Source organism: Metasolibacillus sp. (assembly GCF_025291715.1).
GTDB lineage: Bacteria > Bacillota > Bacilli > Bacillales_A > Planococcaceae > Metasolibacillus > Metasolibacillus louembei.
On record NZ_JAMBIZ010000022.1, the window covers coordinates 1 to 21,715 of the forward strand.

The window sequence follows — 21,715 nt, forward strand, 5'->3', positions numbered from 1 at the left end:
GCTCTTGGCTAACCTCTACTTCTGTCTTCGGGGTTCGGGACTTGCACCCTATAGTTCATGCGCATGCTGGGCGCACACAAAAAGCTGTAGGGTGCCTCCTACAGCTTTTTGCATTAAAACTTCAACAGCCCAATCGCATCTAAAAAGACAATAATAATCGCAATTGGTGCTATATATTTAATAGCAATTAACCATATAGCAAATATTTTTTTGGCATAGCTTGCCCCATCGCTAATTTCTTCTAGTAACACTTTGCGTGGAATTTTAAAGCCTGCGAATAAGGCGATTAATAATGCACCTAACGGCATTAAAATATTGGATACAAGATAATCGGCAGCATCAAAAATCGTTTTATCGAAAATCGTAAAATCGCTTAACACCCCGTAAGATAAGGCAGAAGGAATACCAACGATAAAGATTAGGATTCCCGTAATCCATGTTGTCCTTTTACGCTTTGTGCGATCTTGCTTCGTGACAGCTGCTACGATGATTTCTAGCATTGAAAAAGCAGATGTTAATGTCGCAAATAAGAACAAAATTAAAAAAATAAATAAGAAAAATACTCCAAACGGCATTTGATTGAACACAGCAGGTAACACAACAAATAATAGCCCAGGACCTTCAGTCGGCTCAAAGCCAAATGAAAATACTGCTGGAAAAATCGCTAGCCCTGCTAAAAGCGAAATAAATAAATTCATCATAACAATCATCAATGCTGATTTAGGCAAATCTTCATTTTTCGATAAATAGGAGCTGTATGTGACCATAACAGACACCCCGACACTAATAGCGAAAAAGGACTGTCCTAATGCAAATAAAATTGTCTTAGAGCTCATATTTGAAAAATCAGGATATAAGAAAAAGTGCAGCCCTTCCCCAACGCCATCCAATGTTAAAGAGCGGATAATTAAAATAAGAAAGGAAATAAATAAAGCTGGCATCATCATTTTACCTGCGCGCTCAATCCCCTGCTGAACACCTTTTGCTACAACATAAATGGTAATCGCCATAAAAATAAATTGGAATAGGGTCGCATATATCGGATTGGCGATAAAATCATTAAATAGCGGTGCATAGGCGCTTTCTGAAAGCCCCGATAAATTCCCAATAACAGCTTGAACCATGTAAAGAATAATCCAGCCACCAACAACACTGTAAAAGGATAATAAAATAAAGCATGTAACCATGCCAAGTATCCCGACAAAATGCCATTTCGAATTAGGGGCAAATGTTAAATATGCTGAAACGGCATCCTTTTGTGAGCCTCGTCCAATAACAAACTCTGCAAGTAAAATTGGCAGACCCATAAATAATGTAAAAATTAAAAAGATGAGAAAAAATGCACCCCCACCAGAAATTCCAGCTATATAAGGAAACTTCCAAATCGCGCCTAATCCAATAGCGGAGCCAGCTGTTGCTAAAATAAAGCCTAATCTTGATGTCCATTGTTCTTGCTGTTGACCCATAAATAAACTCCTTCATCGTAAAAAACTATATTAAAAAACACACCTATCCATTATACATGAAATGAACATAAAAAAGCGGAATTCGGAAACAGCTTGCTTCCAATTCCACTTTTCATATAAGCTATATTAGAATACTTGCTCTACTTCGACAATGCCTGGTACTTCTTCTAATAATGCACGTTCAATACCAGCTTTTAATGTAATTGTAGAGCTTGGGCAGCTACCGCATGCGCCTAGTAATCGTAATTTCACAATACCTTCTTCTACATCTACTAATTCGCAATCTCCACCGTCACGTAGTAAAAACGGACGTAATTTATCTAAAACTTCCTGTACTTGTTCGCGTTGTTCTAATTCTGTCATTTTTCTCGACTCCTTTCATTAAAATCATTATAATGTGAACAAGAGAAAAAAGCCAATATTGTATTACGAAAGGTCGGAATTTATATGACAACATCTAAAGCAGTAATCGAAATATACGGAGCAGACATTGTTTGTGCAAGCTGTGTCAATGCCCCGTCCTCTAAGGACACATACGAATGGCTACAAGCCGCAATTGATCGCAAATACCCAAATCAGCCTTTTACAATTCGCTACGTTGATATTGAAGGAGACTTAAATGACGATCGAGATCTTGATTATGCCAATCGCATTCAAGATGATGAATTTTTCTACCCACTCGTTTTAATTAATGATGAAGTCATCGGCGAAGGCTATATTCAAATCAAGCCTGTCTACTCCGCCCTTGAAAAACTAGGCTATATCCCTGAAGAAAAAGCCTAATCCAATGGAACGTGCCTTTTCAGACACGTTCCTCTTTTAATTCAGTGATTTGGCAATCTTACGGGCGAATTTCACAATTTCACGGGCGAATTCGACCACCTTACGGGCGATTCATTACTTTCACCAACCCTAATTGTTTTGGCGCTTATACATCCACAACAAGCCTGATTTCATTAAGCGTGCGATACGCCCTGTTACTGTTGTATCTGCTAAATGTACAAAGCCCTGTTTCTTTCCTAACGCGCCCATAAAGCCTTTTAATTTAATTTCTGGCATTGTTTCTGGTAGTGGCTCGTTATTCCAACGGTGACGCAATACTTTGACGATACGCTCGCCTTGCTCCTCCGCAAGCTGTGCTGTCGGTGGTAAATCTGAGGAAGCACAGTCCCCTACGACAAACACATGCTCATCATTTGGTAATGTGAAGTATTTTGTAACAATTGGGCGTCCAAATTTATCTTTCTCAACTTCCATATCGCGTACAATTTTCACAGGCTGTACACCTGCTGTCCAAACAACAGCATCTACATCAATTACTTGGTCATGATTATAAATTTTATTTTCCTCAACCTTTGTAATATTAGACTCTGCAATTACTTCTACATCATGTTTAATAAACCATGACTTCACGTAATTGCTTAGCTTTTCAGGGAAATCGCGTAAAATTCGTGACGAGCGATCAAATAATTTAATTTTTAAATCTGCACGGCTTTCACGTAGCTCACTTGCCATTTCAATACCTGATAAGCCTGCACCAACGATGGCAACAGTTGAATCAGGTGGTAAGCTACAAAGCTTTTCAAATGTAATACGTGATTTTGCAATTGTTTGGATGCTAAATGTATTTTCTTTAGCTCCTGGTACGCCATGATATTTATCCTCACAGCCCAGACCGATTACTAAATCATCGTACTGTACCTCTTGACCACCCTCTAGGAAAACTGTTTTCTCTTCACAGTCAATGCGAATTACTTCACCAAAAACTGTTTTTAAGCGTGGGTGCTCTGGAAAGGCTACACGAATTTCTTTATCCGTTGAAGTACCTGCAGCAAGCGCATAAAATTCTGTTTTTAAGCTATGGAATGATGTGCGGTCAATTAAAATAATTTCTGTATCTTCCGGTAAATTATTCGGTAGTAGACGCAGCAATATACGCATATTGCCATAGCCGCCACCTAATAGCACTAGTTTTTTCATATGAAAATCTCCTTTTTTACTTATACGATTTATTTATCCAATACGAGTATAGCTCATTGTGATATATTTCACAATATATTTTGTGAAACATTTCACAAAATAGGATGTTTGACGAAATCGCTAAAAAAAAGTAGCATACAATTGTGAGGTGACATGTTGTGAATCCAATGGTTGAATTTTGTATTAGCAATTTGGCAAACGGTGCACAGGAAACATATGAAGCACTTGAAAAAGATCCAAATATTGATGTGCTAGAATACGGTTGCTTGAGCTTCTGCACAAAATGTTCCGAATCCTTTTATGCACTTGTTAATGGAGATATCGTAGAAGCTGACTCTCCGAGTGAGCTAACGAAAAAAATATATGACTACATTGAGGAAAATCCTCTTTGGTGATCAATTACGCTGTAGCGTAATTGCGTAATAAAATAGCTGTAGAGAAAGCATCCGCTCTTCCCTACAGCTATTTTTTCTATTTCATCTGTTTTAATACTTCTTCTTTAATAAATGGCTCAGGGCTATAAAAATCTGGTGATTTAATAATTTTGCCATCCTCGCGACATTTCGCATATTTATTGCCATTTTCATCTGTAAAAAGCTTTGACATATTTGCACCTTGCACAATATCAAAGACCGGCTCGATATCAACACCAATCTCCACTGCTGAACCGAATGAAAAGTATAGCTGATCCGCTAAAGCATCTGCCTGTGCAATTACTTTTTCTTCAGCTGTTTGTGGGAATTCACCATTTAATGATTTTTCATATGCTTTGTGAATACCTGCTAAAAATACTTCAAAGCTTGCTTCGAATTGTTCTTTCGTTGTACAAGAAGCAGCAATAAACTCAATTGCCTCCTCCGCTGTCCAAACGCTACGATTAATTGCTCGCTCGCGTTCCATCGGCACAAGCTGCTCAGGTGCGGGGTGACTAAATGCGACATGAAAGTCACGTACATGGTTTTGTAATTTGTTTGCAAACTGTTTCATAAAAACTTCTACTCCTCTTTCAATATAGTTTTAATCATACACGAACTAAGTTGAAAGAGAAACCATATCCATTTTTTAAGAAAGCAATTTACTTAAAAATGCCGTTTGATTACGTCCTGCTTTTTTCGCTGTATAAAGTGCTTGGTCTGCCAAATCAATGTATTTTTCAAACTGCTCCAAGCTTTCAACCTCTTGCACGACATAGCCAAGGCTTATTGTGACATACGGAGCGACCACTGACCTTTCATGTGGTATTTGCAGTGCTTCAATTGCTAAACGAATTTCTTCAGCAATCATCGCCGCATCCTGCTCTGACATATTTAAGCCTACAACTAAAAACTCCTCTCCACCATAGCGACAAGCGAATAAGCCTTTTTCTTCTACAAAATGGGTCAACGTTTCTCCGACAGCTTGCAGCACTTTATCCCCTTGTGGATGTCCATAAAAGTCGTTATACATTTTGAAGGAATCTATATCAAAAATAAAAATAGCCATCTGCCATTTTTCCGTTAACACTTTATTCATATGGCGCTCCAAATAATAGCGGTTCGCCAGCCTTGTGAGCGGATCACGGTTGGCATAAAACTCTAAAGTTTGATTCATTGCAATTAATTCTTCATTTTGTTCGTTTAATAACAGCCCTTGTTTATAGTTTTTTTCGGTTTGCTTATACATAGACTGTGCGCCAATAATAATAAAAGTCCAAAAGAAGGAAATATTAAGGATATGTCCAATTAATATCATCTACTCTCGCCTCCATTAGTAAATACTATATGTTACTTTATTAATAGCCCTTTTAACTATACAACGTTAAAAGGGTAGCAAGAAGTTTTTTTACTTCTTGCTACCCTACATGTTGTTATTTTCCTAAAAAATCAAAGTTAAATGTATCATCTGTAATCGGCTGGACTTTTGCAAGTGCATATGTTGAGCCTTTTTGAGAGAAGAAATCGTATGTCGAGCCTTCATTGCGAATACCGTTCATAACGATTGGGTTGACTTCCTCTTCTGGGAACATTGTGTCTAAGCCTAGGTTCATTAATGCTTTATTTGCATTAAAGCGCACATATGCCTTCACCTCAGGCGATAGCCCTGTTTCCGCGTAAATATCTTCCGTATATTTCATTTCATTTTGATATAAGTCTAATAATAGCTCATAGCCCCATACTTTTAACTCATCTTGCTTTTCTGGCGAGAACTTTCTAAAAATATTTTGTGCAAAGAAGCCGATAGCTACACCGTGAATTGATTCGTCACGTAAAATAAGTGAAATCACCTCTGCACTATTGCGTAAAGTACCTTGCCCACCTAAATAAAGTGGATAGAAGAAGCCTGAATAGAATAAAAAGCTTTCCAGCATAACAGAGGCGAACATCGCTTTCCACAATGATTCATCATCATTTTCTTGAATTGCTAAATATACTTCACTAATACGGTTTGCTTTATATTGTAAAAATTCATTTTTCTTTACCCATTCGAAAACGGCATCAATCTCATCATTATTACATAGCGTTGTGAAAATATATGAATAAGACTTGGCATGAATTGCTTCAAATGAGCCGAAAACAGTTAACACTGCTTTTTCTTGCAGGTCATTGTTATATTTTGCAATTTCATTCATCCCAATATTTGTTTGCACTGTATCTAATAGCGTTAAGCCGCCAAATACTTTTTTGTACGTATCCTGGTGCTCAAAATCTTTCCATTGCTTAATGTCCTTTGATACAGCAATTTCCTCTGGCTGCCACATCTGCTTCCATTGCTGGTCCCAAAATACTTTTGCTAAATCACTTGTCGGCTTGTTCCAGTTAACCGCCTCATATTGTTTTAAATCGAGCATGATACACACTCCTCTAAAGTTTGTAGTCGTTGGCGTACATAGTAAATTGTTTTAATGCCCTTCATCCAAGCATAAATATACACTTTCGCCAATTGCTCTGTCGTCCAGCGGTCCGTTACGTACAATGTCATTGAAATGCCTTGGTCGACATGCTTTTGTGCAGCTACATATAAATCGATTAAGCGGTATGGGTCTACTTCATATGCTTCCACATATAAATGTCTGTTGTCATTGTTTAAAAATGGCATTGGATAAATTGTACGGCTATCTGCATAGTCACGAATTTCCACACGCTCTGTACATGGTGCAAGTGAAGCAGTACTGCTGCGGATATAGGAAATGCTTCCCGTTGGTGCAACCGCTAAGCGATAGGCATTAAATACACCATGCTCCATCACTTGCTCCTTTAGCTCCTGCCACATTGCAGCTGTAATAACCGGCACATTGCCTAATGCTTCTTTTACAGTCGGTGATGGCTCTTTATCCTCTTTCGTTACGTACGAATCAAAATAATGACCATTCGCATACTCGCTATCTTCATAGCGATAGAATGTCTCACCTTTTTCCTTTGCAATTTGCATTGATGCTTGTAGCGAATAGAAGTTCATTGCCTCCATAAAGTAATCAACAAACTCAATTGATTCTGATGAGCCGTATAAAATGTTTGATTGCACTAAATGCCCATGCAAGTTCATCACACCGAGACCTACCGAATGCATTAATTTATTAGCTTTTGCTACAGATGGCACATTCGTAATATTCGTCATTAATGATACGTTCGTTAATAGCTGCATGCTTGTCGTAATCAGCTCACCAAAGTGCTCGCTTTTCGTTGCGCGGTGAATGTCGATAGAGCCTAAATTACATGATACATCTAAGCCATAGTTGTTTGGCTGATCCATATCCGTAATTTCGCTCGTTGTTTGTACTTGTAAAATTTCAGTACACAAATTCGACATTTTCACGCGGCCGATGCCTTTTAATGCATGGTTGTCATTGACGTTATCATCAAACACTTCGAATGGGTAGCCCGATTCGAATTGCGTTTTCTTAATTTCTGTATACAGCTTGCGTGCATTGACGCGTTTTAGCTTTCGGATATTTGGATTGTCTAGCAATTCATAATACATTTCCGTCATGCTAATTTCTGACATGCGCTTGCCATATTCACGATAAATATCGTATGGGCTAAATAAAATAATATCTTTATCGCGCTTCATTAGCTCGAAGAAAATCGATGGAATAATAACCCCTGTTGATAATGTCGCTAAACGTATTTTTTCGTCTGCGTTTGGCTTTTTCGATGAAATAAATTCCTCGATATCGCCATGGAAAATATTTAAATAAACAACACCAGAGCCATTGCGTTGGCCTAGTTGGTTGGAATAAGAGAAGGAGTTTTCTAATAGCTTGGCAACAGGCATTACACCACTCGCACGATTTAAAATTCCTTTAATTGGATCACCTAATGGACGTAAATCGGTTAACAGCGTGCCGACACCGCCACCTAAGCGCGAAAGCTCTAAACAGTAGCCGATATTTTCCGCAATGGAGTTCATCGTATCATCAACTGATAATTTAAAGCAGCTAACAAGCTCACCACGCGCCTTTTTACCGCTGTTTAATGCTGTTGGTGTCGCCGGCTGATACGCCTCCATAATGCTGCGCACAGCACGCTCTGCAAGGTCTTGATCACCTTGTGCTAAATATAAAGAAATAATTGTAATACGGTCCTCATATTTTTCTAATATTTCCTGACCGTCACGGCTCTTCATTGCGTAGCTTTCATAAAATTTGCTAGCACTCATAAAGGATGGGAAGCGGAACTTATAGGAATAAGCGATTTTAAATAATTTTTTTATAAATTCGAATGGATACATTTCTAAAAAATCTTTTTCATAATACCCTTCATCGACTAAATATTCGAGCTTTTCCTCTAAATCGATATAGTAGCGCATTTTCACATTTACATTTTCCAAAAAGTATTTACGTGTTGCCTCTTTATCTTTATCTAAATCTAAAATACCTGTAGAGCTGTAACTATTCAATAAATCATTGTTGAGCTTTAAATACTCTTTCAAGTCGTTTCCCCACCTTTAATTACTGTTTGATAATATTCTCGAATCACTTCATAGTCGTGCGCAAACCCGCGAAGCTCTATTTTGCGAACAATTGGGATTTGATAAGCAGCACTTATTTTATCAGCGGAGCCACAAAAAACATGGTGTCCAAAATTGGAGTTACCACTTGCAATAACACCTTTACAATATACAGCATTGTCTTGCAAAAACTCCTCTACTATTTGTGGCACCGTTCCAAGCCCATCCGTATAAGTAAATAATAAATAGGGCTCAGTTACTTTGAGCCCCTTTGCTATCTCGATGTTTGGTAATTGGAGCTGATTAATAATAAAGCGCACATTGCCTGTTCGACTTGCAAAGACAATCATCCAACTAGCTTGCTAATCTCTTCGTTAATTTGTGAAAAATCATGGATTAGCTGACCATCGATTTCTAAAATGGGCACAGTTAAAAAGCCTGCATTGACGATTTTTTCTTTTGCTTCTGCATCTACGTCAATATTTACCGTTTCATAGCGGCCTTCTAAACCCGCTTCATTTAGCTCCGATTTAACAAACATGCATTTTGGACAAACTGTTTTTGTATACAAAATCATTATAATAACCTCTTCCCATTAATTTTTTATAAAGCATGTACCAACAAAATGCGTCATTCTTCATTTATTAGCATAATTAATTACGAACAATTCTTATAGTTTGAAAACTAAATTTCAAATTTTAATCATCCTTATCTCGTCAAATGCATTTATATCTAAACAAAAAATATACATCGGTACCTGCCAAAACATGAGGAAAAGCCCTTCATATGGCTATTCTCGCTATATTTTCTATATGTAGTGCAAATCAAAACACCACTACACTATATATAGTGTTTATTTTGAACTGCATTTATTGTAACATACCCGATTTTAAAAAAACAACTCTTGCATTTTTTTAATTTTCATGAAAACATATATTCCTTTTTGAAAATCCGCATAAATACCTATTGCATTCAATTTGTTTGTCATCAAATTTTAACAAATAACAAAAAGCTATATTAAAATAATTTTAATATAGCTTTTTATCTACTAATCTATGCCCACTCAGCCATTGAAGAAAGACAGTATGTTGGCTGCTCCTGCTGCACTTGTACTTGGGCTGTAGATGTCACGCCTGTATTTACGTGAATCGTATCACAGCCGAAGCGAATACCGCATAAAATATCAGTTTGATAATTATCGCCAATCATCACCATTTCGTTTTTACTATAATGATGCGCCTGTGCAATTGCCTCTAGCATAATTGGAGAGGGCTTGCCTATAAATAGGGGCTCAGTTTCTGTAACTGTTGCTACAAGGTGAACGAAGGAGCCATTTGCAGGAACAAAGCCTTGTTCTGTTGGAAACTTCATATCACCATTTGTTCCGATTAATTTTGCTCCGTTTTGAATCGCTAAACATGCGCTTGCAAGCTTCGCATAATTGATTTCACGATCCAATCCCATGACAACGGCACTCGCATCCTCATCATTCGTTATATGTATGCCTTTTTCTGCTAAAGCAACACGAATGCCATCTGAGCCAATTACCTGCACCTTCATTTGTCGAAAATGCTGCTCAACATATGTCGCCGTGACAAGTGCGCTCGTATAAATATGCTGTAAAGGAGCCGCAATACCTAAAGCAGCTAGCTTTTGCTGCACTTGCTCAGGCGTTTTCGTTGCATTATTTGTAATGTAAAACGGTTCAATACCTTCTTGCTGCAATTTTTTGATAAAGGCAATAGCACTCGCAATCCCTTCATCGCCACGATAGACCGTACCATCTAAATCAAAACAATAAGCTTTATAACGTTTCATCATTGCTCCTCTGGTAAAAATGCTGATACAGGACCAAGCTCATTTGTTAAATAACTTTGCACTTTGTCTGAGAACTGTTTTAAAGCGTGTAGAGAGCCTGTTAACACTTTTACGACTTCTTCATCATCCACTTGAATAAACTCGCGTACAAGCATTTTACGCAAGCCAACAACAGCCTTTAAAGGAGCATCCATCTCTGCTGTAATAACTTTTTCATCTACTAAAATATCAATAATGTCTTCATAGCTACCTGGATCGCGCATAATAAAGCCATCAATCATTAAATTGCCGACATCCATCATCGACTCCATTACATTATGACCGATACGCTCAAGTGCTAGCTTTGTCACATCGCTTTCCAGCCAATTTTCTTGCCCTTCAAAAATAGCGAGCAATGTGTCTAAATGTTGTAAGTTTAATGAAATTTTATTTCGATCCACGAAATACATTCCAAACGCCTCCTAGTACCTAAAAAGTTGATAGTGTTTTCTTATCTATAGTAACATATTCTAGAGATACGGAAGGAGATAGAAATACAAATGGAAAGATTTTTCTTATATGATGATGTAGAAGATACAAAAACACGCTTCGTTAGCTTTGCAGGAAAAACGCAGCGCTATGATTTAGCTATCTTACAAAGCGGTCGTTTTTTTGGTAAAGTGCTTGTTTTAGATATTCAATTTGGTCGCTTTGCTATTATTGGTCCAGACGATGTCGAGGAGCCAGGCTATTTAGAGCATGTGTACAACCGTAGCGAGGAAGAAACAGTAGATTTACGCGCTTATTTAACGGAGTTGCTAAGCTAAAACTTCGTTCGAAAGTCATGATTCGCACGTTAATGAAGACATTTCGCACGTAAGAGGCATGAATTCACACACAAAAAAGGGCTGTAGGAAAATTCCTACAGCCCTTTTTTATAATTCCTCTACAACTTCTTCCATCGCCTCTTGCTGTGGTGCTCGCCCTGTTTTTTGAACGATAAAATAAGCACAGCCAAAATTACAGTATTCAAATAAATAATCTTCAAATGTGCTAATTTTCGTGTCGAATGTCGATTTATGATTTTTATCATCAAAAAATCCTTTTAAACGAAGCTGACCATAGCCCCAATCACCTACGATGTAATCGTATTTTGTTAATATGTCGGAAAAGCGCTCCAAAAATACTTCTTCATTAAAGCCTTCTCGCACATTTTCGATTACCTCATACATATAACCTTCCGCAACAATCATTGAAAACCCACCTATCTATTTGCACATGCCTTAGGCGTTTACGTTTGCCTGTTCTTGACGTTCTTTTGTTGCTGCATTTACTTGCTCATCCGCATGATAGCTACTGCGCACTAATGGGCCTGCCTCACAATGACTAAAGCCTTTTTCCATCGCAATTTTACGCAGCTTGCCAAATTCAAGTGGCGAATAATATTTCTTCACAGCTAAATGCTTTTTCGTTGGCTGTAAGTATTGACCAATTGTCATAATATCTACATTGTTTGCGCGTAAATCATCCATTACCTCTAAAATTTCATCCCATGTTTCGCCAAGACCAATCATTAAAGAAGATTTCGTTGGAATCTCAGGCTGCATTTCCTTAGAGCGACGTAAAAATTCTAATGAGCGATCATATTTTGCACGTGCACGCACTCTTGGTGTTAAACGGCGAACCGTTTCGATATTATGGTTTAAAATATCTGGCTTCGCATCCATAACCATTTGCAAGTTTTCCTCAATACCACCTAAATCAGATGGCAATACTTCAACAGATGTTGCTGGACTTTTACGACGAATCGCACGAATTGTTTCCGCTAACACTTCTGCGCCACCGTCTTTCAAATCATCACGCGCTACCATTGTAATAACAACATGCTTTAAATCCATGATTTTCACAGAATCTGCTACACGCTCTGGCTCCGCTAAATCAAGCTCTGTCGGTAAGCCTGTTTTTACTGCGCAGAAACGACATGCACGCGTACAGACAGACCCTAAAATCATCATCGTTGCTGTACGGCGTTCTCCCCAGCATTCATGAATATTTGGACAACGCGCTTCCTCACAAACTGTATGCAAGTTATTTTCACGCATTAATTTTTTTAAGCCTTTGTATTGATCATTTGTGTTTAATTTTATTTTTAACCATTCCGGTTTACGTAAATGCTCTTCTTTTGCTGTAGGTTTACAAGATGTCATTCAAATTCGCCCCTATCAAAACTATAGTACTTGTAGTCAATGTACCATATTCCATGCGCCACAACAACTCTTTATCTCGATTCAGCAGGAGCCGATGCTTATAAAACCTCTAGTTTTTCCTTTAATCATAAGGCACTGGCACCTCTAATGATGGCTGTACACCTTCTCCTCCATTTGTGTAAATATGCGGGACAGAGCCTTGCACTAACCCGATGGCAACTGGGATATATTGCTCTACAGTGGACGATTTGCTTGCAAACGGGACAATAATTTGAACATTTACCTCTAAATGAATATTTACTTCTACATAAGCGTTATTAATCCCAAATTCTCGAATTGTAGATTGTACATCACTATGCACATTGCCAATAATGTGAAAGCGTATCGGTATTTTTGGTCCTAAGTTTCCTAACAAAGGAAGGTTCGCTGCCTGACCGAGCGGTACAAAAAATACAATGCCATCGCCCGCCTCCATTTTTCCAACATCGTATTCGACATTTTCTAAGTTTGGCAAATGGGTTAGGTCGCCATTTTCCGCCTGCTGTAAATATTCCTTTACTAAAGCCTGTGTTTCTGCACGCACACGGTTAATAATTTCAGTGTTAAACTTTGTCGTAATCATTTCACTTGAGCCCGATGGCAAATTTTCAATAATATCATTGACGTCTAACACACTCGATGTGCGCGCATTAATCGCTTTATTGACAACGAATGAGGCCACTTTGTTTGTTTGCACCTCTGCATATTGTAAATAGGTGGGCATTAGACGAGCATTCAACCAGTATAAAAATAAAATAACTACAATGATTAGTGTTAAAATAACGAAAAAAGCTAAATTTCCTCTTTTTTTATACTTTCTAAAACGCATTTTTCTTCGTTGTAAAAACAGAAAAATCCCCCTTGCTCTATTCGTATGAGCAAGAAGGGATAACTATTCGGAAGGAATAAATTCCGTGTCGACTTTTTCAATGATTTTAGCTGATTCAATTGCTAAATTGATTTCATATGTAGCAACAAGCATTTCACCGTTTTCCTCAAAAATCCTTACATATGGCGTTGCAGGATGTAACTCATTTTGTCGTGAAACAATGCCGCGGCGATTATTAGACAAGGTAAGCACTGTGCCGTTCGGATAATGGACAACACATTTTTTCAATGCTTCGACAACATTTGCATCATACAATGTACCTGCCCCCTGTTCCAAAATGGCTACCCCTTCTGAAGGTAGTAGTTTATCTCGATAAACACGATTCGACGTTACCGCATCAAAAACATCCGCCACAGCGATGATTTTAGCAAATGGATGAATTTCAAATTCCACTAATCCTCTAGGATAACCACTGCCGTCTAAGCGTTCATGATGTTGAAATGCACAATGCGCCACTAATAGGGAGATGGAATGTAAATTGCGTAATAAATCAAAGCCATAGCGAGTGTGCAGCTTCATTTCATTGTATTCCTCTTCAGTTAGTGCTCCTGATTTATTTAAAATTTCTGTCGGTATTAATAGTTTGCCAATGTCGTGCAATATTGCACCAATGCCAATTAAACGTAGCTCCTCATAGGAGTATCCTAGTTCCTTTGCAATCGCAATTGAATAGAGTGTGACTTGGAAAGAGTGGTGGTATAAGTATTGATCATATAAATATGCGTCAGATAAAATCGTTAAAAATTCATGACTATTTAAAATCGTATCTAAAAGCCCTTCGACTATACCACTAATCGCTTTCGATTGTTGGTCAATTATATATGAAGCTTGGGCGCCCTTTAACGTTTTAACCGTCTCAAACGTTTTAGTAATTTCTGTTACTACCCTATGACGTACGACTGGATTTACCGTTTCCTCTATTTGAATGCCGTTAGATATTAAATCATCTATATAAATATATCGAATGTTTAATTGCCGTAATCTTTCAATTATTCTATGATTGATGACAACGCCTTGGTGCAAGAGTGGATGACCTGCCTCATTCCATATCGTCTTGCCAACGACCATGCCTTCCTTCACAACATTTAATGATATTAGTCGCATATTTATCATTTAACCCCAATTCTACTATATACATTATTTTTTATTATATAAGTAATAAATCAAATAAGATAGATGTACAATAAAAAAATATCCTGTCTCACCATTATATGATAGACAGAATATTTCACTTTTTCTCTTGCATTTAATTCAATTTGTTTTGTCCATACCACTGCATGATATCGCGCAAAAATAAAGGGAGCTGATAGTGCTTTTTCGCATATTTAAAGCTTGGGAAAAAATAACCGAATGTAAATAAATCGAGCGTAACTAATTTATACGTGCGCTGTAAGTCTGCAACCTCACCATTTATGATAAGCTCACGCTGGGCATTTAAATTAAAATGATAGGTTAGCAGCTTGCCGAATACGATACCTCTAAAGCCTAGCCCTTTGAATTGCAGCTGTGGCCATTCTTCATTCATTGATTGTATATAAATTTCCTTTAGCTCTGTCCCCGTTAGCTCTATCGTACATAAATTAATGGGGTGTGGCAAAATGCGATGGAGGTCATATGCTGATACGTTGCCTTTGTGCAAATCCTCCAAAAAAATACCTGCATTGAATAAAGCGCAGTCTGCTGCTGTATAATCAATAATTGCCTCTGCAAACAAATCGGATAGCTGCGAGTAATGAAACCATTCTTTATGATAAGTTTTCACGGTTGTAAAAGCAGGTTTATCGAGCTTTTGCTGCGCCTCTTTCAATAGATTTTGTAAAAACGGTAGCTCTTCTTTTGGGCTAGGGAGCAATGCACATTCAATGACTTTTTCCTGTCTCGTCAATTGTTTCGTCTGATGGTCAAACTCTATTATTAAATGTCCTATATATTGACCAAATTTGCCACAGCCTGTGAGTAGTACGTTGCCAACATATTCGCCTGTTTCAAATAAATGATGCGTATGAGAGCCGAAAATGACATCAATTTCAGGACATTCCTCTGCAAGTAGCTCATCCTCTGTTTTTCCTAAATGAGATAAGCAAATAATAATATCCACCTGTGTCTTTAGCTGCTCAACAATTTGAATAATGGCAATACGCGGCTCTGTCACCTGCCATTTTAATGAGCGATAAAATGCCTCAAATTGTGCCGTAGCACCAACAACGCCAATCTTTGTTCCATATTTCGTCGTTAAAATCGTATATGGCTTTAACCATGCAGGCTGGGGGCCTTCTGATGCCTGTAAATTAGCGACAACCACTTCAAATGTAGCATGCTCATATAAGTCCATCAAATCTTCATGTGCAAAAGTAATGCCCTCATTATTGCCGATTGTCACGACATCATAATTGGCGTTATTCAGCATTTGCACATTGCCCTTCCCTTTTAACGCCTCTGTATAAATATGAGAGCGGTCAATATGGTCGCCAATGTCTAGTAAAAAGCTAGGCTCACCTTGCTGTGCTAATAGTGTGCGTTGTGCATGGACATAGCTCTGCGTACGCATCCAAAATTCAAAATGACTATGTAAATCGTTTGTATGAAAAAAATGAATTTTCTCTTGCACAATGCACACCATCCTTTTTAAAATAATCCGTCGATAATTGAACGAATCCCTAATAGTAATAAAATAATTCTTAATGCGAGCACTAATGTTTCCGATTTTAACTTTTTATTTAATTGCGCCCCAAATTTCGCTCCAATATATGCCCCTGGAATGACTGGCAACGTATAGAGCCAAGGCACGTGCCCTAAATAAATATGCGAGGCAGAGTTAACAATTGACGTTAAAAATACTAAAAACATCGATGTGGCAATTGCCACATGCGGTGGGAATAAAAATAAAATAAGCATTGCTGGCACAATCATCGAGCCGCCACCGATGCCAAACAGCCCCGACATACAGCCAATAACAAATGTTAATATGAAAGCAAACCAAATCGGATAACCGTACACATATTCCTTACCTTCACTATCAACATATGTATGCTTTGTTCCATGCTCCACAAACCAACGTACAGGCTTTAATTTATCACGCACTAATAAAATGATAGATAAAATAATTAATAAAATGCCAAAATATAAATTAAATGATGGTAAATCTAAGCCTTTGTTAATCCATGCCCCTAGCATCGCACCTGGGATACTACCAGCAAAAAAAATAAAGCCTGTTTTATAATCAACGGTCTTCGATTTCATTTGTGATAATGTAGAAGCAAGCCCTGTAAAAATCATCATCACAACAGATAACCCGACAACCGTTTGTGGGGTAATATCTGGAATATAGCCTAAGTTAATTCCTATAAATAAGGTAGCCGGTACTAAAATAACGCCGCCACCTAACCCTACGAGCGCTCCGACGATTCCTGAAGCTGCCGCAATAATAAATAGCAGTATAAATTCCATTAAACTTCTCCTTCAAAAATATTTAATTGCTTTGGTGATAAATTGTCAAAATGCAAGCCTAATATTTCCTTTAAACGTTGTGCGTTCGGTGCTGCATGGTAATCTGAATTATTGTTAAACAGCACGTAAACATCCTTCGCTTGCTGTTGCAGCTGCCGAATATGTACAGCTAAGGATTGCAGCTCGTCCTCATTATAATCGTATAAAAAGCGAACTTTGCGCCAATTATGTGCATTGCCGCTATTGCGCCAGCCATGAATATTGCGTCCATGTATGCGTAAAAGCGCTTTATTAGCTGTCGCAATCGGCACTAACGGAACGGAGCCAACCCCTGCCTGCGGCTCATCACAAACTGTATGAATAAAGCTATGCTCCCGTAAAAATTGCAGCGTTTTTTCACGCATCGCTGCCGCATACCAAGTTTGATTGCGAAACTCAATTGCTAATGGTAAATCTGGCAATTGCTCTTTAACATATCGAATATAATTAACATTTTTAGTTGTACAATCAAACCACGGTGGAAATTGTACCAACACCATTGCTAGTTTATTAAAGCGTTGGAATGTATGTGCACATTGCAAAAAAGCTTCAAACATATCATTGCGCGTCTCATATGGTAAATCCTCACGTAAATGTCCTGTCATTCCTTGATAAGCCTTTAATATAAATTGAAAATTATCAGGTGTATCACGGCACCATTTCTCTACATGTTGATTATTTGGAATTGCGTAGAAAGATGTATCCACTTCTACGATTGGAAAATGCCCGCTATAGTCAAATAATTTATCACGAGCAGTCGTCACTGTTGAATATAGCGCAGGGTGATCTCCCCAGCCAGTTAACCCAATCGAAATCACGACCTCTCCCTCCTCACTACTATCGTATCCTTTATCATAACATATTTTCAAATATGGCATATATCCATTCAAAAGTCCCTATTCGCCCAACGACGCTTTAAATTCATCCATCCGATATGCCCTTTCACCCAGCAAATTGGAAAAAGCTGTCCGAATTTAGACAGCCGATTCCTTCTCTCTTTGCAATGTGCGCAAACAAACATCTGTTAAAATCTCAATTCCGTTAAAAATCGCCTCATGATTAAACAGCATATACGGATCGTGCAGCCCTGGCGTTACATCTGCTCCTAAGCCAAGCATCGTCGCCTTTAAATATGGTCGCTCAATCGTATAAAAATGAAAATCATCTGCGCCTGGTGTGACAATCGTCGGTAATGCTGGACATCCTAGTACATGTTCAATCGACTGTGCCATCAATGCAGCCGCCTCCTCATTTACTGCTGCCGCTGGAACGTAATCGAAAAATTCAATATCAATCGGCACTTGATGCATCGCACTTAGTTGTGCACAAACTGTTTTTACTTGATGCTGCAATTCATCCATAACTGCATTTGTTTGTGCACGTAAATCTAAGCCGAAAGTTGCTTTACCTGGAATAATATTAAAATTTTCCGTTCCCGCATGTAAATTCGTCATTTTCACCGTTGCCGCAACATGTGGGTCTGTGTACGTTAATCCTAAATGATGCACAATCGAGGCAGCTACTTCAATCGCATTAACGCCTTTATGTGGTCTCGCACCGTGATGATCCAATCCGCCAATTTGCCCTTTAACAAAGACACAGGAGCCATGCTGAATACCTTGTGCACAATTTGGGAAAGCCATTTCATCAAATGGGCGTAAATGAACGCCATAAAAATAATCTAAATCATCGATAACGCCCTCTTGAATAACGCTTAATGAGCCGTTACCAAGCTCCTCCGCTGGCTGAAACACGGCGCGTACTGTGCCACCTATATCACCGATTTCCTTTAATTTATGCATCACGCCAGTGACAATCGCCATATGTGCATCATGTCCACATGAATGGTTGGCCTTCATTTCTCCATTCACTTCCTGCCATAGTGCATCCATATCTGCACGCATCCCTACTTTCGGTGAGCCAGAGCCAATCTCTACTGAAAAGCCTGGGCAATTTTGAAAACGCTTTGGCTGAAAACCAGCTTCCTCAAATAATGCTACAAGATAATTTGTCGTTTCAATCTCTTTCCAGCTTACTTCACCATGTGCATGTAAATGCTCAAAAATTTGCATTACTTTTTCTTTCATTTTAAGAAACTCCTAACATAACAGCAGCAACTAAAGCAATTGCCGCAATAATTAACCAAATGACAATCAGCTTCCAAATAAATTTCACCCAGCGCTCATACGGAATACCTGCAATCGCTAAATAACCCATTAAAGCTGCGGACGTCGGAATAATCGAGTTCGTAATCGCATCACCGTATTGGAATGCTAAAACGGCTATTTGACGTTCCATTCCAAGTAAATCGGCAATCGGTACCATAATTGGCATCGTTGTTGCAGCTTGCCCACTCCCTGAAGGAATAAAGAAGTTAATAATCACTTGTACACCAAACATACCAACAGCATTCAATGTTTGTGGCAAGTGTGAAATTAATTGCACTAAGCTATAAACAATTGTATCAATAATAACACCTGATTCAAGTACGACTAAAATCGCGCGAGCAAAACCTACAATTAATGCCCCGAAGGCTACGATTTTCATGCCATCCACTAAAGCATCAAATAATTTATTAATGTTCAAACCACCTAATATTCCTGCTACAAAGCCGACAATAATAAAGTTTGCTGCTAGTTCATCTAAAAACCAGTCCAGTTTAAATACGCCATACATATTTACTAAAATTCCAGTAAGCAATGTTAACAGCACTAAAATGTGACGTGTTGTAAATTTATCAAACGTATCAATATCTGAAACCTTTACTAGCTTTATCTTTTGCTCAATATCATACATAATACTTTTCGTTGGATCTGCTTGAATTTTTTTTGCATAGCGCATTACATATGTTATAGCTATGAGCAAAATAAATACATAGACAACCGAGCGGAAGCCAATACCTGAAAACAGCTTTACTTCTGCTATTTCTTGCGCTATCCCAACCGTAAATGGATTGAGCATCCCACCAATAAAGCCGCTTGCAGCCCCCGTTGAAACCATCGCTGTCCCAACAAGCGCATCATAGCCTAGTGCTCTCGCAATCGCTATACCAATTGGTACGAAAATAATTGTTTCCTCACTCATCCCTGTTGAAAAGCCTAAAATAGAAAAGACAGTCATGGAAATGGGAATAAGCCATATACCTGAGCCTTGCATTTTTTGTACGAGTGCATTAACACCTGATTCAATTGCCCCTGTTGCTCGAATAATACCGAACGCTCCTCCTACGAGGAAAATATAGAAAATAATACGCGCCCCTGCCTGCATACCAAGCGGAATCGCTTTAAACATTTCAAAAATAGAGACAGGGCTTTGTTCTACCTGTGCATAACTATTTTCAACAACAATCGTGCGCCCTGCTTCTTCCATTCTTTCATATTGTCCTGCTGGTAAAAAATAAGTCGCTAACGTCGCAATAATAATAATTGAAAAAATAATTGCATATGTATGCGGAATTAAAAACTTCTTTTTCTTCTCTGTAATTTGTCCCATCCGATCACTCCTATAATTCTTTTGTTTACCCTTGACTTCATCCTATTTGCTTTGTACGATACAATTAACGACTATCTAACGACATCTTTTATTGTAAAAAAATTTTTTGTTATATGCAAGGAATTTTCTGAAAATAAAAAAAGAGCCGTCTGAAAAATTTCAAGACGACTCCTTTGCGACAAATCATCGCAGGAGCAAATATTATTTCTTTAAAGCAGGAAGCTCCAAGCGATAAAGTGCTGACGGACGACCCTTTTGATGGGCAGACTGCTCGCCAATAATCATTACATAGCTAGCATCATGCAGCTTTTTTAGCATGCGCTCTGCGGTCCTTCTCGTTACTTGTAAAAACGTCGCTAATTGTGCAGCAGTAAAAGGCTCATTATATTGTAAAGCAGCATATGCAAAAATACGCGACATATTTTGTGTGCTTATATGTACTTGCTGTGCAAGTGCTACGAGTTGTGGATGCTCTATCGAATGTATGGATTGATGTGTGAAAATTGGATAAGGGCCATGCAATATTTGCTTTGCATCCATAAAGTAAAACTGCTTTGATTGTGTAAAGGAGCTTGCAACAAGTGCATTGTTATACGCTGCTTCCATCGAATGCCCACTACCAAAGGAAATTCGCATATTTGGATGCAAAGCATTGTGCCACTTTGTAAACAATGGATGGGCAATAACCGCCTTTACTTTGCCAACTGTGGAATACGCCGCAAGCCCATGTGCAGTTTCCGTTAATGTCGCACCCATTAGCTGCGCAAATTCAGCGAGCTCCCCTTGTGAGCAATGTTGACCTTGGATAAGCCCGACAGCAACTTGAGCTGCTTGTGCTTTTGCTAATAATGCCTGCTCCTTTGCCTTTGTTAATGTATGTAGGATGTCGTTATCTGTATCTACAATGCGCATCGCTGGATAGCCCTCCTCACATAGCTGATCATAGACGGCATGAATACTCGTAATGGCAAAATCCACTTGTCCACTGTCTAATGCCCTACGATGAAATGTCAATACAGGCTGAGATGGCTGTGCGCTTTGTAAACATAGCGTATGCTCTGTTGGTGGGTGATGCAAATCTTTGCACAAGCTTTGCCACTCTTCCTCATGGCGATAGTCAAGGGAAATACGCATTAAAGAATAGCCTAGCTGTGCAGCCTTTAATAGCGTAATCGCTAATGCTTGCACATCTTGACGTAAATAAATGACAGGTATTTGTAGCTGCTCAAGTTGTTGCTTTGAAAAATCATATGGCAGCGAGCCTGAAAACATTAATGCATCACAGTACTCAATCGTTTTTACGAGCTGTGGTGCCTCAGCTGCCTCTTTATATTCGTAGCATACTAGCTTGTATGAAGCATCTTGTACAGCAAGAGCCTGCGCTTTTTGGCAAAAGCTTGCTGAGCCGATTAAAGCAATTGTTACCATAAAGA

The 21,715-nt window shown here is 38.5% G+C and carries 24 protein-coding genes; 3 read left to right on the forward strand and 21 right to left on the reverse strand.

What is annotated here, in order from left to right:
- Positions 1–113 precede the first annotated feature (113 nt).
- Complete coding sequence (locus tag M3Z76_RS13235) at positions 114–1,466, reverse strand: sodium-dependent transporter (protein ID WP_293927874.1); 1,353 nt, start codon at positions 1,464–1,466, stop codon at positions 114–116.
- A 126-nt stretch (positions 1,467–1,592) separates the two neighbouring features.
- Positions 1,593–1,829, reverse strand: coding sequence for a NifU family protein (locus M3Z76_RS13240; protein ID WP_066166526.1), 237 nt, complete (start codon positions 1,827–1,829; stop codon positions 1,593–1,595).
- Between the two features lie 84 nt (positions 1,830–1,913).
- Here M3Z76_RS13240 and M3Z76_RS13245 point away from each other — a divergent pair, with 84 nt between their 5' ends.
- The gene (locus M3Z76_RS13245) at positions 1,914–2,249 is read left to right on the forward strand and encodes a YuzD family protein (RefSeq protein ID WP_293927869.1); all 336 of its coding nucleotides are present in this window, start codon (positions 1,914–1,916) and stop codon (positions 2,247–2,249) included.
- Positions 2,250–2,378: 129 nt separating this feature from the next.
- Here M3Z76_RS13245 and M3Z76_RS13250 read toward each other — a convergent pair whose 3' ends face one another.
- Entirely contained in the window at positions 2,379–3,446 is a 1,068-nt protein-coding gene (locus tag M3Z76_RS13250) for an NAD(P)/FAD-dependent oxidoreductase (RefSeq protein ID WP_293927867.1), read from the reverse strand.
- A gap of 158 nt (positions 3,447–3,604) precedes the next feature.
- Here M3Z76_RS13250 and M3Z76_RS13255 point away from each other — a divergent pair, with 158 nt between their 5' ends.
- A complete protein-coding gene (locus tag M3Z76_RS13255; protein WP_293927865.1) occupies positions 3,605–3,841 on the forward strand; it encodes a YuzB family protein in 237 nt (78 codons plus the stop codon).
- Positions 3,842–3,917: 76 nt separating this feature from the next.
- Here the strand turns inward: M3Z76_RS13255 and M3Z76_RS13260 are convergent, their stop codons facing one another.
- The 8 genes from M3Z76_RS13260 to M3Z76_RS13295 all read right to left on the reverse strand — a co-directional run bounded on the left by M3Z76_RS13260 (position 3,918) and on the right by M3Z76_RS13295 (position 10,639).
- Positions 3,918–4,433: a pyrophosphohydrolase domain-containing protein gene (locus tag M3Z76_RS13260; protein WP_293927863.1), complete on the reverse strand. Its 516-nt coding sequence runs from the start codon at positions 4,431–4,433 to the stop codon at positions 3,918–3,920.
- A 75-nt stretch (positions 4,434–4,508) separates the two neighbouring features.
- Complete coding sequence (locus M3Z76_RS13265) at positions 4,509–5,177, reverse strand: GGDEF domain-containing protein (RefSeq protein ID WP_293927860.1); 669 nt, start codon at positions 5,175–5,177, stop codon at positions 4,509–4,511.
- 115 nt (positions 5,178–5,292) lie between these two features.
- The gene (nrdF, locus tag M3Z76_RS13270) at positions 5,293–6,273 is read right to left on the reverse strand and encodes a class 1b ribonucleoside-diphosphate reductase subunit beta (RefSeq protein WP_293927857.1); all 981 of its coding nucleotides are present in this window, start codon (positions 6,271–6,273) and stop codon (positions 5,293–5,295) included.
- On the reverse strand, positions 6,261–8,354 hold the full coding sequence (gene nrdE, locus M3Z76_RS13275) for a class 1b ribonucleoside-diphosphate reductase subunit alpha (protein ID WP_293927854.1): 2,094 nt from the start codon (positions 8,352–8,354) through the stop codon (positions 6,261–6,263). Before nrdE ends, nrdF begins: the two co-directional genes overlap by 13 nt.
- Entirely contained in the window at positions 8,351–8,722 is a 372-nt protein-coding gene (gene nrdI, locus M3Z76_RS13280) for a class Ib ribonucleoside-diphosphate reductase assembly flavoprotein NrdI (protein WP_293927851.1), read from the reverse strand. Before nrdI ends, nrdE begins: the two co-directional genes overlap by 4 nt.
- Positions 8,719–8,949 carry a glutaredoxin family protein gene (locus tag M3Z76_RS13285; RefSeq protein ID WP_293927849.1) on the reverse strand — a complete coding sequence of 77 codons (231 nt, stop codon included), beginning with the start codon at positions 8,947–8,949 and terminating at the stop codon, positions 8,719–8,721. Before M3Z76_RS13285 ends, nrdI begins: the two co-directional genes overlap by 4 nt.
- Before the next feature lie 476 nt (positions 8,950–9,425).
- Positions 9,426–10,190 (reverse strand): TIGR01457 family HAD-type hydrolase, encoded by a 765-nt coding sequence (locus M3Z76_RS13290; protein ID WP_293927882.1) that lies wholly within the window; start codon positions 10,188–10,190, stop codon positions 9,426–9,428.
- Positions 10,190–10,639, reverse strand: coding sequence for a DUF86 domain-containing protein (locus tag M3Z76_RS13295; RefSeq protein ID WP_293927846.1), 450 nt, complete (start codon positions 10,637–10,639; stop codon positions 10,190–10,192). The genes M3Z76_RS13290 and M3Z76_RS13295 overlap by 1 nt, the downstream gene beginning before the upstream one ends.
- Before the next feature lie 90 nt (positions 10,640–10,729).
- Here M3Z76_RS13295 and M3Z76_RS13300 point away from each other — a divergent pair, with 90 nt between their 5' ends.
- Positions 10,730–10,996, forward strand: a complete 267-nt coding sequence (locus M3Z76_RS13300; RefSeq protein ID WP_293927844.1) for a DUF3055 domain-containing protein — start codon at positions 10,730–10,732, stop codon at positions 10,994–10,996.
- 108 nt (positions 10,997–11,104) lie between these two features.
- Here M3Z76_RS13300 and M3Z76_RS13305 read toward each other — a convergent pair whose 3' ends face one another.
- The 10 genes from M3Z76_RS13305 to M3Z76_RS13350 all read right to left on the reverse strand — a co-directional run bounded on the left by M3Z76_RS13305 (position 11,105) and on the right by M3Z76_RS13350 (position 21,710).
- Positions 11,105–11,422 carry a YutD family protein gene (locus tag M3Z76_RS13305; RefSeq protein ID WP_293927842.1) on the reverse strand — a complete coding sequence of 106 codons (318 nt, stop codon included), beginning with the start codon at positions 11,420–11,422 and terminating at the stop codon, positions 11,105–11,107.
- Between the two features lie 30 nt (positions 11,423–11,452).
- Positions 11,453–12,376 (reverse strand): lipoyl synthase, encoded by a 924-nt coding sequence (gene lipA, locus M3Z76_RS13310; protein WP_293927839.1) that lies wholly within the window; start codon positions 12,374–12,376, stop codon positions 11,453–11,455.
- A 121-nt stretch (positions 12,377–12,497) separates the two neighbouring features.
- Entirely contained in the window at positions 12,498–13,244 is a 747-nt protein-coding gene (yunB, locus tag M3Z76_RS13315) for a sporulation protein YunB (RefSeq protein WP_293927837.1), read from the reverse strand.
- 63 nt (positions 13,245–13,307) lie between these two features.
- Complete coding sequence (locus M3Z76_RS13320) at positions 13,308–14,408, reverse strand: HD-GYP domain-containing protein (protein WP_293927835.1); 1,101 nt, start codon at positions 14,406–14,408, stop codon at positions 13,308–13,310.
- Between the two features lie 142 nt (positions 14,409–14,550).
- Entirely contained in the window at positions 14,551–15,912 is a 1,362-nt protein-coding gene (locus M3Z76_RS13325; RefSeq protein ID WP_293927832.1) for a bifunctional metallophosphatase/5'-nucleotidase, read from the reverse strand.
- A 17-nt stretch (positions 15,913–15,929) separates the two neighbouring features.
- Positions 15,930–16,751: a sulfite exporter TauE/SafE family protein gene (locus tag M3Z76_RS13330; RefSeq protein ID WP_293927830.1), complete on the reverse strand. Its 822-nt coding sequence runs from the start codon at positions 16,749–16,751 to the stop codon at positions 15,930–15,932.
- On the reverse strand, positions 16,751–17,608 hold the full coding sequence (locus M3Z76_RS13335) for a DUF72 domain-containing protein (RefSeq protein ID WP_293927828.1): 858 nt from the start codon (positions 17,606–17,608) through the stop codon (positions 16,751–16,753). The genes M3Z76_RS13330 and M3Z76_RS13335 overlap by 1 nt, the downstream gene beginning before the upstream one ends.
- 156 nt (positions 17,609–17,764) lie before the next feature.
- Positions 17,765–18,877 carry an amidohydrolase gene (locus M3Z76_RS13340; protein WP_293927826.1) on the reverse strand — a complete coding sequence of 371 codons (1,113 nt, stop codon included), beginning with the start codon at positions 18,875–18,877 and terminating at the stop codon, positions 17,765–17,767.
- Between the two features lies 1 nt (position 18,878).
- Positions 18,879–20,282 carry a YfcC family protein gene (locus M3Z76_RS13345; RefSeq protein ID WP_293927824.1) on the reverse strand — a complete coding sequence of 468 codons (1,404 nt, stop codon included), beginning with the start codon at positions 20,280–20,282 and terminating at the stop codon, positions 18,879–18,881.
- A 201-nt stretch (positions 20,283–20,483) separates the two neighbouring features.
- Positions 20,484–21,710 carry a hypothetical protein gene (locus M3Z76_RS13350; protein WP_293927821.1) on the reverse strand — a complete coding sequence of 409 codons (1,227 nt, stop codon included), beginning with the start codon at positions 21,708–21,710 and terminating at the stop codon, positions 20,484–20,486.
- Positions 21,711–21,715: the final 5 nt, after the last annotated feature.

Bases quoted from the DNA above. Each gene is read 5' to 3' on its own strand.
- M3Z76_RS13250 (WP_293927867.1), bottom strand. From the start codon at position 3,446: ATGAAAAAACTAGTGCTATTAGGTGGCGGCTATGGCAATATGCGTATA.
- yunB (WP_293927837.1), bottom strand. From the start codon at position 13,244: ATGCGTTTTAGAAAGTATAAAAAAAGAGGAAATTTAGCTTTTTTCGTT.
- M3Z76_RS13300 (WP_293927844.1), top strand. From the start codon at position 10,730: ATGGAAAGATTTTTCTTATATGATGATGTAGAAGATACAAAAACACGC.
- M3Z76_RS13245 (WP_293927869.1), top strand. From the start codon at position 1,914: ATGACAACATCTAAAGCAGTAATCGAAATATACGGAGCAGACATTGTT.
- nrdF (WP_293927857.1), bottom strand. From the start codon at position 6,273: ATGCTCGATTTAAAACAATATGAGGCGGTTAACTGGAACAAGCCGACA.
- M3Z76_RS13260 (WP_293927863.1), bottom strand. From the start codon at position 4,433: ATGAAACAGTTTGCAAACAAATTACAAAACCATGTACGTGACTTTCAT.
- M3Z76_RS13350 (WP_293927821.1), bottom strand. From the start codon at position 21,710: ATGGTAACAATTGCTTTAATCGGCTCAGCAAGCTTTTGCCAAAAAGCG.
- M3Z76_RS13345 (WP_293927824.1), bottom strand. From the start codon at position 20,282: ATGGGACAAATTACAGAGAAGAAAAAGAAGTTTTTAATTCCGCATACA.
- M3Z76_RS13285 (WP_293927849.1), bottom strand. From the start codon at position 8,949: ATGATTTTGTATACAAAAACAGTTTGTCCAAAATGCATGTTTGTTAAA.
- lipA (WP_293927839.1), bottom strand. From the start codon at position 12,376: ATGACATCTTGTAAACCTACAGCAAAAGAAGAGCATTTACGTAAACCG.
- M3Z76_RS13305 (WP_293927842.1), bottom strand. From the start codon at position 11,422: ATGATTGTTGCGGAAGGTTATATGTATGAGGTAATCGAAAATGTGCGA.
- M3Z76_RS13320 (WP_293927835.1), bottom strand. From the start codon at position 14,408: ATGCGACTAATATCATTAAATGTTGTGAAGGAAGGCATGGTCGTTGGC.
- M3Z76_RS13340 (WP_293927826.1), bottom strand. From the start codon at position 18,877: ATGAAAGAAAAAGTAATGCAAATTTTTGAGCATTTACATGCACATGGT.
- M3Z76_RS13330 (WP_293927830.1), bottom strand. From the start codon at position 16,751: ATGGAATTTATACTGCTATTTATTATTGCGGCAGCTTCAGGAATCGTC.
- nrdI (WP_293927851.1), bottom strand. From the start codon at position 8,722: ATGATTGTCTTTGCAAGTCGAACAGGCAATGTGCGCTTTATTATTAAT.
- M3Z76_RS13295 (WP_293927846.1), bottom strand. From the start codon at position 10,639: ATGTATTTCGTGGATCGAAATAAAATTTCATTAAACTTACAACATTTA.
- M3Z76_RS13240 (WP_066166526.1), bottom strand. From the start codon at position 1,829: ATGACAGAATTAGAACAACGCGAACAAGTACAGGAAGTTTTAGATAAA.
- M3Z76_RS13235 (WP_293927874.1), bottom strand. From the start codon at position 1,466: ATGGGTCAACAGCAAGAACAATGGACATCAAGATTAGGCTTTATTTTA.
- M3Z76_RS13265 (WP_293927860.1), bottom strand. From the start codon at position 5,177: ATGATATTAATTGGACATATCCTTAATATTTCCTTCTTTTGGACTTTT.
- M3Z76_RS13290 (WP_293927882.1), bottom strand. From the start codon at position 10,190: ATGAAACGTTATAAAGCTTATTGTTTTGATTTAGATGGTACGGTCTAT.